This is a genomic window from Micromonospora sp. DT15 (assembly GCF_049841475.1).
In the GTDB taxonomy this organism is placed as follows: domain Bacteria; phylum Actinomycetota; class Actinomycetes; order Mycobacteriales; family Micromonosporaceae; genus Micromonospora.
Window position 1 is genome coordinate 143,574 of the sequence record NZ_JBNCKJ010000012.1, and the last position, 12,433, is coordinate 156,006.

The following is a 12,433-nucleotide window of genomic DNA, read 5'->3' on the forward strand; positions in this document are numbered from 1 at the left end:
CCTGCGCCGTCGGTCCGGTCCACCTCGAAGTGGTAGCACTTCCACCGCCACGCACGGTCGGGAACCGGCGATTCTGCCCAACCCGGGGATCTTGCTCGGACCCGCGTCAACGGGCACGATCGACCGGTGACGAATCGATGGGGCATGACGGTGCCGCTGAGCGGGATCGCGCTGGCGCAGCACGACGCGGCCTACGCGGCCCTCGACCGGGCCGGGTTCACCGACGTCTGGTCGTCAGAGGTCGCCGGGACCGACGCGTTCACCCCGCTGGCGCTCGCCGCGGCCTGGCAGCCAGGGCTGCGGCTCGGCACCGCGATCACACCGGTCTTCACCCGAGGCCCCGGTCTGCTGGCGATGAGCGCGGCGGCGCTGGCCGAGGCCGCGCCGGGCCGGTTCTCGCTCGGCATCGGCGCGTCCTCACCCGTGCTCGTCCGGGACTGGAACGCCGTGCCGTTCGACGAGCCGTTCCGCCGCACCCGCGACGTGCTGCGCTTCCTGCGTGCCGCGCTGGCCGGCGAAACCGTCGACGAGGCCTACGACACGTTCACCATCCGCCGGTTCACGCTGGAAGCACCACCGGCGACGCCACCACCGATCCTGCTCGCCGCGCTGCGCCCGGGGATGCTCCGGCTGGCCGGCGCGGAAGCCGACGGGGTCATCCTCAACTGGCTCAGCGCCGACGACGTGCCGCGCGCCCTCGCCGAGCTGGGCGAGCGCCGCACCGGCTTCGAGGTCGCCGCCCGGATCTTCGTCTGCCCCACCGAGGACACCGCGTACGCCCGGGCGCTGGGCCGTCGGCTCATCACCAGCTACCTCACCGTCGGGGCGTACGCCGAGTTCCACCGTTGGCTCGGCCGCGACGAGACGCTCGCGCCCATGTGGGCGGCCTGGGCCGCCGGTGACCGGCGCGGGGCCAACGCGGCAGTACCCGACGAGGTGGTCGACGCGCTGGTGCTGCACGGCTCACCGGAGCGGTGCCGCGCCGAGGTACGCCGCTACGCCGACAACGGGGTGGACGTGCCGATCATGGCGCTGCTGCCCACCCCCGAGGTCACCGCCGGCGGCGCGAGCGCGCTGCTCAGCCTCATCGCCCAGTTGGGCGCCGCCCCGATGGAGGTCGCCGCGTGAACCTCACCGACCGGATCGTGGTGGTCACCGGCGGGGCTGGTGGCATCGGCGCGGCGCTGTCGCGCCGGTTCGCCGCCGAGGGGGCCGCCGCCGTGGTGGTCGCCGACCTGGACGCCGACGCGGCCCGCGCGGTGGCCGAGGGCATCGGCCCGGTCGCGCACGCCCGCGCCCTCGACGTCACCGACGAGGAGCAGGTCCGCGCGCTGGTCGCCGACACCGAGCAACGGTACGGCCGGATCGACCTGTTCTGCGCCAACGCGGGCGTGACCACCGGCGGGGGAGTGGAGGTCGACGACGCCGGTTGGGACCGCGCCTGGCGGGTCAACGTGCTCGCTCACGTCTACTCGGCCCGCGCGGTGCTGCCCGGAATGCTCACCCGGGGCGGCGGGCACCTGCTGCACACCTGCTCCGCGGCGGGTGTGCTGACCGCTGTGGGCGACGCCCCGTACACCGCGACGAAGCACGCCTCGGTGGGGTTCGCCGAGTGGCTGGCCATCACCTACCGGGACCGGGGCATCCGGGTCAGCGCACTCTGCCCACAGGGGGTCGACACCCCGATGCTCGCCGACGGGCTCGCCGACGCTCACCTGGGCGCCCGGGTGGTCGCCGCGTCCGGTGCGGTGCTCACCCCGGACCAGGTCGCCGACGCGGCCGTCGCCGGGCTGGCCGAGGAACGTTTCCTGATCCTGCCGCACCCCGAGGTCGCCGACTACGCGCGCCGTCGCGCCGAGGACCCGGACGGCTGGCAGGCCGGCATGCGCAAACTCATCCGCCGGCTGACCACCTGACCCGCTACCGCGTGGGAACGCGCCCGACAGCCAGGAGGTGGGCGCTGGAGCTGATCAGCGCCGGCTCGCTGCTGTAGAGCCGGGCCAGGTCCAACGCCGCGGCGAAGACGACGTCCTGCGCCGGCCCGTTCGCCGCCGCCTCCGGCCCTGCCGCCGGTGATCAAGAAGTTCGCGTCAGAAGGAGGCCCGCTGCCGACGCAAAGCTCTTGATCACCGCGGGGAGCGGCGGGCGCGGCGCAGGGGAGTGGGGTGCACGGACCAGAGCAGGCGGCGCCACCAGGGGCGGGCGGAGCGCAGGGTGGTCACGTAGGCGGTGGCCACCTCGGCGGCGCGAGCCGCCTGGTCGGGTGTCGCGGCGCCAGGGGCGAAGCCCACCTGGTTGAGCAGGGCCGCCAACTCGTCGACGGCCGGGGCGGACGCGCCTGCCGCCGCCGTGTCGCCGCTGGGCGCGACGGCGCCCGGGTCACCGACCGCGTCACCTCCGCTCCGCGCGAGACGGGCGTCGGCGAGGGTTTGGCGGGCGTGGCCGGCGACCTCGGTGGCGGCCAGGTCGTCGCCGACCGGTCTGCCGGCCAGCCGGAGCGCGTCGGTGACCTCCCGCCAGGCGCCGGCGATGCGCTGGCCGGGGTCGCCCCGCACGAGCCGGCCGCGGGTCAGCGAGCGGCGCATCGCCAGCAGGGTGAGCAGGAACGCCCCCACCACGAGCAGCAGGCCGCCGCTGCCGCCGGCGACCAGCACCGGCGTGGAGACCCCGTCGTTGCCGGGCGGGGCGTCGGCGGCGGTCGCCGGTTCCGGTGAGGCGCTGGGCTCAGCGGTCGGTGCCGGCGCCTCCGACGGCGGCGGGTCCTCCGGCGTCGGGCGGAAGTCCTCCTCGACCGGTCGCGGCTCGTTGTCGGGGCGGGGCAGCGGGTCGAACGACACCCAGCCCAGCCCGTCGAAGAGCACCTCCGGCCAGGCGTACGCGTCACCGGCCAGCACCGGACCCTGCCCGCTGGTCCGGAAGCCCACCACCACCCGCGTGGGCAGCCCGGAGAGCCGGCCGAGGACCGCGAAGGCCGCCGCGAACTGCTCCGAGGTGCCCTCCTGCCCGCCGCCGTTGCGCGGCCCGAACAGGAAGAAACCCAGGTTCGGGTACGCGTGCCCGCTCGGGGCATCCGCCACCACCCGGTAGTGCTCGGCCAGAAACTGCTCGATCGCCGACGCCCGCGCGAACGGGGCACCGTTCTCCTCGGCGAGTTGGGTGGCCAGCCGGCGCATCGGGTCGGGCACCCCGTCGGCGACCCGCAGCACCCGGGCCACCTCGTCCCCGGCGGGCACGTTCGCACTGGCCAACAGATTCTGGTCGGGGCGTTCCTCGGCGGAGGTCACCGCGTACCGCAGCCCCGGCGTCAGCCCTTCCGGTCGGATCAGCGTCCCGCTCGCCGCGTCGTACGCTACCCGCGCGCCACTGACCTCCCGAGGTGTCGCCACGGCGGGCAGCAGCCGGCCGCTCAACTCGGCCACGCTGATCTGCTGCCGGACCGTCCGCACTGTGCTGTCGCGGGCCACGGCAGCGGCCGGCAGGATCCGCCCGGCGTTGCGGTACGTCGCGCCGACGCGCCAGGTCACCCCGTCGTAGTCGCTGAGCACCGCCAACCGGATCCGCACACTGCGCGCGGTGTCCGCCGCGGGATCGGCCTCCGGCGGGGGGCCAGCGGGCGGTGCGTCGGGGCGTTCCGTGCTCACGTCGAGGAGTTTCTGCTCCGGGTGCAGCGCCCAGCCGGAGATGCGGATCAGCGGGTTCTCGTCGAGCGTCTGCACCTGCGGCGGCTCCACGTACCGGCGCGGGTCCACCGGCCGGCCGTCGACCTGCCCGGCGACGATCGGGCCGAGCAACGCCACCAGCCCGACCACCAGTGCCACCCCGAGCGCCGCGCTGGCGGCCAGCCGCAGTCGCACCGCCGCGCGTACCCCGGGGGTCAGTCCGGCGCTCGGATCGCCGCCGCCCGCCGCGGTGCGGGTGGGAGTGGCCAGGCCGAGGGCCGCGACCGCGACGAACACCACTGTCGACCCCACCGCCGGTTCGGCGTTCGGGCCGACCACGTAGAGGGCGGCGGCGTAGAGCCCCGCCGCCGGCAGGTAACCCAGCAGCACCCGGCCGGTGCGCAGCGCCACCTCCGCGCCCGTCAGCCCGGCCAGCCAGGCGGCGACGACCGGCACCAGCACGGTGTCCGGGGTGGGCTCCACCGGGATCATCGCGGTGAGCAGCCGGGGGATGCCGTTGCGGGCGGCGTCCGCGCTGACCTCCAGCAGGCCGCCCGGCAACTCGGCGCGGGTGGCGGCCAGTCGCAGCGACCACAGTGTCCAGCCGGCCATCGCGGCCACCGAGACCGGTGCCACCAACCAGGACGGCAGCCGCCGGGCGGCCACGCTGACCAGCACCGAACCCGCCGCCGCGCCGATCACCAGCCAGGTCAGCAGGTTGCCCGCGTACACCCGGCCGAGCACCACCCCGGCGAGCGCCGTCAGCCCGATCAGTGCCAGCGGCGGGACCGCCGCCCGCAGCACCCGCACGGCGAGCGTCACCACCGGCGTACCCCGTCCCACTCGGCGGCGAACTGCGCGCCGTCGGCCGCGTCGACGACCACGAGACCCGCGGTGCCCGGCGGCGTCGGCTCGGCCGCGCCGAACACCGCGACCACCACCGACGGGTACGCGCCGCGCAGCGCGCCGACGTGCCCCAGCTCGTCGCGGCCACCGGGCCCGGTCAGGAAGATCAGCGTGTCGCCGAGCCGGTCCTGCCGCAGTCGGGTGGTGGCCGCCCGCACCGCGTCGCCGTCGTCGGACAGGTCGGCGGCGGCAAGCCGGTCCAGCGGACCGAGCACGCCGCCGGCCTCGCCGCCGGGTGTCGTGGCCTCGGCGGGCTCGGCGGCGGCCATGAGCAGCAGCACCGGCAGGTCCGCGCGGTGCGCGGCGGTGACGACCGACGCCGCGGCCTCGCAGGCCGACTCGAACGACTCCGCCACCCCGCCGAACCGCTGCGGGTGCGCGGCAGCACGGTTGTCCAGCAGGACGACCAGGCGCGGCAGGCTGGTGTCCACGTTCTCCCGCACCATCAGCTCACCCACCCGGGCGCTGGTGCGCCAGTGCACGCGGCGCAGCTCGTCGCCGACCACGTACTCCCGCAGCGAGTCGAACGTGATCGACCCGTGCGGGACGCCGTCCACCCGACCGTCGAGGCTGCGGCCCGCGCCTCTGGGCACGGCCGTCAGCGGATGGACCCGGGGGTGCACCCAGACCGGCACCGCCGCACCGTACGGGCGGGCCAGCGCCACCAACCCCAGCGGGTCCCGGCGGGTCACCCGCAGCGGCCCGACCGGCACCACCCCACGACGGTCGGTCGGCACGTCGTAGCGGACCTCGGTGTCCCGGCCGGGTCGCAGGCGCAGCACCGGCACCGGCACGGTCCGCTGGCCGCACCGGTCCTCGGCCAGCAGGTTCGCCGAGCGCAGCCGCCCGGTGTTGCGCACTGTCAACGCCATGCTCGCCGGCTCGCCACGCGCCACCCGGTCCGGGTCCGCGCGGCGGGTCACCGTCAGTCGGGGCCGCCAGGCCGCGACCAGCGCGGCGTAGCCGACGGCCGCGCCGGCCGCCGCGCCGAGCAACGTCAACTCGGGGTACGCGAACCGGAAACCCGCCCCCAGCAGCACCACGGCGGCGACGAGCAGCCCGACCCCACGGGCGGTGATTCCCATCGCGCTGCTGCCGGTCAGCCCTGCACCGGAGCGGGTTGCCCCGACGGCAGCGGGACCGGCACCGAGGCGACGGCCTGGCGCAGCACCTCCGCGGGGGTCATCCCGCGCACCTGGGCGTCCGGGGTGAGCAGCAGCCGGTGGGCGAAGACCGCCTCGGCGAGCGCCTTCAGGTCCTCCGGCATGATCCAGCCCCGCCCGTCGATCAGCGCGTACGCGCACGCCGCACGGGTCAACGCGATCACACCCCGGGGGCTGACGCCGACGCGCACCTGCGGGTGGGTGCGGGTGGCAGCGGCCAACCGGACCGCGTACGCGTAGAGCGGCTCGGCGATGTGCACCCGGCGGGCCATCCGGACCATCTCGCCGACGGTGGCGGTGTCGGTGACCGGGGCGAGCGCCTCGGGGGACCGCACCGTCGCGCCGCGCAGCACCTCGACCTCGACGGCCTCGTCCGGGTAGCCGACGGAGAGCTTCACCAGGAAACGGTCCAACTGCGCCTCGGGCAGGCGGTAGGTGCCGTCCATCTCCACCGGGTTCTGGGTGGCGACCACCAGGAACGGCGACGGCACCGGGTGCCGGACCCCGTCCACAGTGACGGTCCGTTCCTCCATCACCTCCAGCAGCGCCGACTGGGTCTTCGGCGACGCCCGGTTGATCTCGTCGGCGATGACGATGTTGGCGAAGACCGGACCCGGATGGAACTCGAAGTCCCGGGTCGCCTGGTTGAAGATCGTCACGCCGGACACGTCCGAGGGGAGCAGGTCGGGCGTGAACTGGATGCGCCGCCACTCACCCTTGACAGTGGCGGCGATGGCCCGTGCCAGGGTCGTCTTACCGACCCCGGGCACGTCCTCCAGCAGCACGTGACCCTGGGCGAAGAGCGCGGTCAGCGCCAGCCGCACCACCTGCGGTTTGCCGAGCACCACAGCGTTGACGTTCTCGGCCAGCCGGGCGGCCAGGGCGGCGAAGCCCTGCACCTCCGGCTGGGTGAGCGGCTCGTGGGTGTTCACGGTCGGTGGTGCTCCTCGCCTGGTGGTTCAGCAGGTGGGCAGGACCTTGATGTCATCGCCGCCCTCCAGGTTGAGCCAGGCCCACGGGATGTAGTTCTTCCCACCCTTGTAGTTGACCTGCACCCACCAGGTGCTGCGCTTCTCGTTGTTGTAGATGTAGGCGTAGACCTCCTCGCCCGACTTCTTGCAGTACGCCTGGAGCCGGGTGCCGGGCTTGGCCCACCCCACCTGCTTGTCGTTGTCCTGCCGGGTGACCGAGAAGATCTCGTTGCCGTTGCGGCCTTCCCGGTCCCTGTCGCAGTAGGTCGACTCGGGTCCGGATGCGCCGTTGCGGCAGGTCGCGATCCCGTACAGCGCCTGGGTGGCCTGCGCCTTCGTGGCGGTGCCCTTGCCGGCGGCGTTGCTCGCCGTCACCGTGAACGTGTAGCTGGTGCCCGGCGTCAGGCCCGTCATCGTGATGCTGGAGCACGCCCCGGTCTTCGCCGGTTCGCCCGTCGTGGTCAGCGTGCAGGTGGCCTGACCGCCACCGGCGTCCACTGTGAACGTGACGGTCGCCCCGGTGGCTGTCGACGACGACCCGGTCACAGTGACCCGTGGCTCGGCCACCGTGCGCGCCGTGGCGGTGGCCTCCGGGCCGGGCCCCGCCTCGTTGACCGCCTTCACCTTCACCGTGACGTTCTGGCCGTTGCCCAGCCCGGTGACGGTCGTGCGGGTGTCGGTCACCTCGCTGACCCGCCCGCCGACGTCCACCAGGTACTTCGTCACCGGCCGACCGTTGGCCTCGGCCGGCGCCCACTGCACCGTCACCGCGCCCGGCTGGTTGGCGACGGTGCCGGCGCGCAGGTCGAGCGGCCGACCGGGCGCAGCGAACGGCACCACCGTGTTGCTGACCGGCGACGCCGCCGACCCGGCGCCCTTGCTGTTGACCGCCACCACCGTGAACGCGTACTGGGTGCCGAACTCCAGCTCACCGGCGGGCACCACCAGCTCCGTCTTGGTCGACTCACCGGCCGGCGCGTTCGTCCCCGCCGAACTGGCCGTCACCGCGTACCTCGCGATGGTGTTGCCCTGCCCGTTCGCCGCCGGCCACTTGACGAGCACCGTGCCGTCCGGCCGTTCCTGCGCCGTGACGCTCGCGGGTGGGTCGGGCACCGCCGCCGTCGGCGTCACCGGGTTGCTGTTGCGCGGCGGGCCGTCGCCCTTGGCGTTGACGGCGTGCACAGCGAACCGGTACGTCTCGCCGTTGGTCAGACCCTTGACCTCCACCGCCCGCTGGTTCGCGCCGACCTCCAGGCGCTGCCCGGCGCCCTGCACCACGTACTTGATGATCTCGGCGCCGTTGGCGGCGGCCGGGCGCCAACTCACCCGCGCCTGGGCGTTGCCGGCGGCGGCGGTGACGCTGCGCGGCGCGCTCGGCTTGCCCACCCGCGGCTTCTTCGGCGGAGGCGGCGGCGGGGGAACCGGCGGCGGGTCACCGCCGAGCACGTCGTTGGCGTACTTGTTGACCTCGCGCACCTGGTGCTTGTCGTCCACCACCCGGGCGGTCGCCGAGTCGGGGGAGTTGATGAACAGGTGGTTCTCCCGGACCTCCAGCTCCAGCGGCCCGTTGGCCCGCCCGCGGATGGTCTCGACCAGCTGGCCCGCCGCGTCGAAGGAGTAGATGGTGCCGGTGGCCTCGTCGGCGCAGTAGACCCGGTTCGCCCAGGCCACCGCCGGGCTGAGCCGGTCCCCCTCACCCGGCACGGTGAACGCGCTCTCCTGCCCACCGTCACCCACCAGCAGCACCCGCCGGTCGGCGGTCACCGTGACCGGCACCCGTGGGCCGCTGGTACGCGAGGGCAGCGCCGCCGGGCCGGACAGCGTCAGCGCCGTCGGGTGCACCTCACCGCGCTGCACCCGCACCAGCTTCCCGGCCGTCCGGTCGAGCACCGCCACCCCGTCGTCGAGGGTGGAGACCACCAGCTCGTGGCTGGCGTCGGCGACGTCGTACGACTCGACCCGCTGCGGGCTGAGCCCGGCACTGGCTGTCGCCGGCGCGGACGGCAGCTTGGCCGCGGTGATCGCCGAGACCGTGCCCTGGCTGGGCACCGCGATCCAGAGTCGACCCTTACCGTCGAAGGTGCCGCCCGTGATGCCCGGCGGATAGCGCACCGGCTCGCCGACCGGGGTCAACGATCGCGGGTCGAGTTGGCGGACGATGCCCTGCACGGCGTCGACGACGAACGCCGCGTCCTCGTGCAGGGCCACACTGACGCCCAGGCCGGGGGTGGTCCGGGTGGTCGCGCTGAGCTGGAGGGTGGCCAGATCCAGGGAACTGACCTGCCCGCTCTGAAGGTCCCGCAGGATCAGCAGCCGGTCGGTCTGGGTGATCTGCATCGGATGCTGCCGGGCAGCGGGGATCTCGGTGCGGGTGTCCACCCGGGCGGTGACCCCGTTGACGCGGGCCAGCTCGCTGCGCGCCGTGCTCCACAGCCAGGAACTCGCGTCATAGTTGGCCACCGCGTTGTCCGCCGCGCCCAACCCGAGGACGGTCAGCCCCATGGCGGCCAGCAGCGCGGCCACCGTGCCGACGGTCACCAGCCCACCGCGCAGCCGGGACCGGGAGCGGGGGGCCTCGGACTGTACGGCGTCGTCGATGCTGGCCACAGCCGGCTGCCTCCCCTGAGTCGTGGCAGGTGGCGCGCCTTGCGGCAACCCCTCCCCTGAGCCGGGTGCCATCATATGGCGCTGGTGGTGGCGGGGGAACCCGCACCGTCACCCCTGTGGATACCGAGAGTGTGCGTTGTGGACGTCCAGCTCAGCCCGGTTCCCGCTCGACTCGGCGCGGTTTCGGCGCGACTCAGCGCGGCGACGCCCGGCCGGACGGCTCCCCGCTCGACGTGGCTCCACGCTCCCGCGCGGTGCACACCTGTCCGGAAGTCGCAAAGCTGTCAGTGGAGTAGACCGCCAACACGGTGAAACAGTGATCCACTCGGGAGTTCAACCCGTTGACCGTGTAGCTGGTCCGGCCCGGGTCCACGGTGGCCATCACGCCCAGGGCCTGCCCGGCCCGACCCGCGGCGACCATGAACGGCACCGCGCCGCCGGTCGGGTCCGTCCAGGTCAACGTGATAGTGGTCGAATCGTCCCGCAGCGTGAGATCGCCCGGCGGAAGCCCAGCCGCCGTCGGTGCCACCGCCGTGGGCGCGGTCCCGGCCGGCGGCGGCTCGTCGCGGGTCAGCATCACCACACCCAGGCCCGCCACCGCCACGACGGCCACCCCGGCCGCCACGACCGCGCCGACCAGCGCCGCCCGGTTGCGGCCCGTCGACCCACTGTCATCGGCGTACGCCGGCCGGTACGCGTCCGGCACCGGGTGGTACTGCTGACCCGGGTACGGCGCCTGGTGCTGGTCCTGGTGCTGGTGCTGGTCCTGTGCCGGGTACGGCGTCTGGGGCGGCTGGTGGTGGTACTGCTGGACCGGCGGCGGCGCGGCTGGCGGTGCCAGCGCCGGGTCGGCGCCGACGGACGAGGGCCAAGCCGGCTGCGCAGCGGGGCTCGGCTGCGCGGCGATGGGGCCTGCCTCAGCGATGCCCGGGTTCGCCTGGGTGCCTTCTCGGTGAGTTGGCGCGGCGGTGGGGTGCGGTTGGGCGGCCGTGAGGTGCGTAGGCGCGGCGGTGGGGTTCGCCTGTGCGGCGGCGGGCCAGCCCGGACTGGTGTCGACCCCGGCCGGGCCGCGCTGCGCCGGAACGGACGGCAACACCACGGTCTGGTCGGACAGCGCGCCAGGAGCCCGCTGAGTCGGCACCACCGGGGCGTCGAGGATGCCCAGGCCAGAGTCGACATCCGCGCCGGTACCGCCCGCGTCCATCATGGCCTGCCCAGCCACCGGGGCCTGCCCGGTGGTGACTGTCTGCGCAGCCATAGCGGTCTGGGTGGGGGAGTCGGCACCTGGAGTCGGCAGGGGCTGCGGTGGGGCGCTGCTGCTCCAGGGCGGTGCGGTCAACCCCCAGGGCGGTACGGGTGGTGCGCTCACCGGAGGCGCGGAGACGGGCGGCCCAAAGCCGGGCGGCGCGGACACGGGGTAGGTGTGCCCGGGCGGCGCGGACACGGGTTGGGCGTAGCCGGGTGGTGCGGACACCGGGTAGGTGTGCCCCGGGGGTCCGGACACTGGCTGGGCGTAGCCGGGCGGCGCGGAGACCGGGTAGGTGTGCCCGGGCGGCGCGGACACGGGTTGGGCGTAGCCGGGCGGTGCGGAGACAGGGTATGGGTGGGCCGGCGGTCCCGAGACCGGGTACGGCTGACTGGGGGGCGCGGAGATCGGAGACGGGGTCACCGGCGGTGCGCTGATGGGCTGGGCCGGTGGCCCGCTCACCGGGTACGCCGGCCCTGGTTGGCCGACGGTAGGGGAGGGGCTGCCCGATGACGTCGCCTCGGCGCCGGACACGGTGTGCGATTCGCTCGACGTGGTTGGCCGGGCGGCGGCTCGGGCGGCTTCCTCAGCGAGCAGCGGCTCGATCTGCCGTACCTGGATGGTGGGGTTGTCCCAGCGAGGTGCCGGCACCGCCGGTGTCGCCGGCGGAGCGGTCGACGCCGAGGCGGTTGGGGTCGACGTCGCGGGTGGCACGTCGACCACCGGCGGCGTCGCGTGACCGCCCACTCGTTGGCGTGGTGCGACGGTCGGCCCGGACGGCGCTCGGTCTGCTGACCGCTGCTCGGCCGGCGTCGACGGAGATGCCGGCTGAACGGGCATCGCCCGAGGGGCTGGCACCGGTGCCGGGGTGGCGTGGCCGGGCGACGGGGGTGTGGCGGGTGCGCGTACCGCCGGAGGGGTTTGTTGGGGTGCGGCCGGCGGTTGCGGCGCCCACTGTGAGACGGCGGGCGGCGGGCCGTCGGCGGAGGGCCGCATCGCGGCGAGGGTCGCCAGCGACAGGGTCGGGCCGGACAGCGCCGACCGGGCGCCCGGCTCGGTCACCGGGGCGGCCGGGGCAGCATCGGGCGTCGGCGCGGGGTGCTGCTCGCCCGGAGACGGCGGGGGTGGGCCGAGGTAGTCGCGGGCTGCGCGTACCGCCGGGTGGTTCTCCCCGAGCGCGGCGGGCCCCGCGGTGGCGACGCGGGTGTAGTTGCGGCGGGCCTCGTGCCGGTTGCCGAGCTCCTCGGCCACCTCGGCGAGTTCGAAGGCGAGGGCGAGCATCAGCGGGTCGGAGTGCTGCCAGCGCCGCTCACCCGCCGCGAACGCCTCCTCCAACACCCGGCGGGCAGCGAGCGGGTCGTCCCCCTCCCGGTGCAGCCGTGCCAGCAGGTGCGCGGTGTGCAGCACCTCGGGATGGTCGTCACCGTACGGCGGGGGAGCGGCTTCGACGACCTCCGCGAGCAGTTGCCGGGCGGCGCTGAGGTCGCCCGCGGCGCGCAGGGCGAGGGCTCGGTGCTGGGCGGCTGCCAGGGGGGAGGGATGGGACACGTGGCAATGCTGCCGTCACAGGGCCGCCGGACGCTACCCGGACACGCCCCGACGGTGTGTCGGTGCGGCCGTTCTGGGCGGCTTGAGCAGCGGCGGAAGCTCCAGGGGAGAGGCGCCGGAAGGCGATGTGCATGATCCACGAGTGGCGTGTACAGTAACTCCCCGTGCGGCCCGCTGTGCTGACCACCGGATGAAAGATCATCTGGTCGGCAAGGTAGGCTGAACGTGTAGGTCCGGGTGGCGGAATGGCAGACGCGCTAGCTTGAGGTGCTAGTACCCGTATAGGGTGTGGGGGTTCAAGTCCCCCCTCGGACACATCATTACCACATATAG

At 74.6% G+C, this 12,433-nt stretch carries 7 protein-coding genes and 1 tRNA gene; 3 read left to right on the forward strand and 5 right to left on the reverse strand.

Going from position 1 to position 12,433, the window contains the following annotated elements; all coding sequences use genetic code 11:
- The first annotated feature begins 144 nt into the window (after positions 1-144).
- Positions 145-1,128, forward strand: coding sequence for an LLM class F420-dependent oxidoreductase (locus tag ACLQ3F_RS25250; protein WP_357196541.1), 984 nt, complete (start codon positions 145-147; stop codon positions 1,126-1,128).
- The gene (locus tag ACLQ3F_RS25255; RefSeq protein WP_357196531.1) at positions 1,125-1,916 is read left to right on the forward strand and encodes an SDR family oxidoreductase; all 792 of its coding nucleotides are present in this window, start codon (positions 1,125-1,127) and stop codon (positions 1,914-1,916) included. Before ACLQ3F_RS25250 ends, ACLQ3F_RS25255 begins: the two co-directional genes overlap by 4 nt.
- 210 nt (positions 1,917-2,126) lie before the next feature.
- On the opposite strand, the gene ACLQ3F_RS25260 is transcribed toward ACLQ3F_RS25255, so the two are convergent.
- The 5 genes from ACLQ3F_RS25260 to ACLQ3F_RS25280 form a co-directional block, all read right to left on the reverse strand.
- Entirely contained in the window at positions 2,127-4,484 is a 2,358-nt protein-coding gene (locus ACLQ3F_RS25260; RefSeq protein ID WP_425851794.1) for a transglutaminaseTgpA domain-containing protein, read from the reverse strand.
- The gene (locus ACLQ3F_RS25265; RefSeq protein ID WP_425851796.1) at positions 4,478-5,650 is read right to left on the reverse strand and encodes a DUF58 domain-containing protein; all 1,173 of its coding nucleotides are present in this window, start codon (positions 5,648-5,650) and stop codon (positions 4,478-4,480) included. The genes ACLQ3F_RS25260 and ACLQ3F_RS25265 overlap by 7 nt, the downstream gene beginning before the upstream one ends.
- A gap of 14 nt (positions 5,651-5,664) precedes the next feature.
- Positions 5,665-6,660 carry an AAA family ATPase gene (locus ACLQ3F_RS25270; protein ID WP_124777372.1) on the reverse strand — a complete coding sequence of 332 codons (996 nt, stop codon included), beginning with the start codon at positions 6,658-6,660 and terminating at the stop codon, positions 5,665-5,667.
- A gap of 27 nt (positions 6,661-6,687) precedes the next feature.
- The gene (locus ACLQ3F_RS25275; RefSeq protein WP_425851798.1) at positions 6,688-9,306 is read right to left on the reverse strand and encodes a fibronectin type III domain-containing protein; all 2,619 of its coding nucleotides are present in this window, start codon (positions 9,304-9,306) and stop codon (positions 6,688-6,690) included.
- Between the two features lie 193 nt (positions 9,307-9,499).
- On the reverse strand, positions 9,500-12,100 hold the full coding sequence (locus ACLQ3F_RS25280; protein ID WP_425851800.1) for a tetratricopeptide repeat protein: 2,601 nt from the start codon (positions 12,098-12,100) through the stop codon (positions 9,500-9,502).
- Positions 12,101-12,331: 231 nt separating this feature from the next.
- On the opposite strand from ACLQ3F_RS25280, the gene ACLQ3F_RS25285 reads away from it, so the two are divergent.
- Positions 12,332-12,415: transfer RNA gene (locus ACLQ3F_RS25285), tRNA-Leu, on the forward strand.
- The last annotated feature ends 18 nt before the right edge of the window (positions 12,416-12,433 follow it).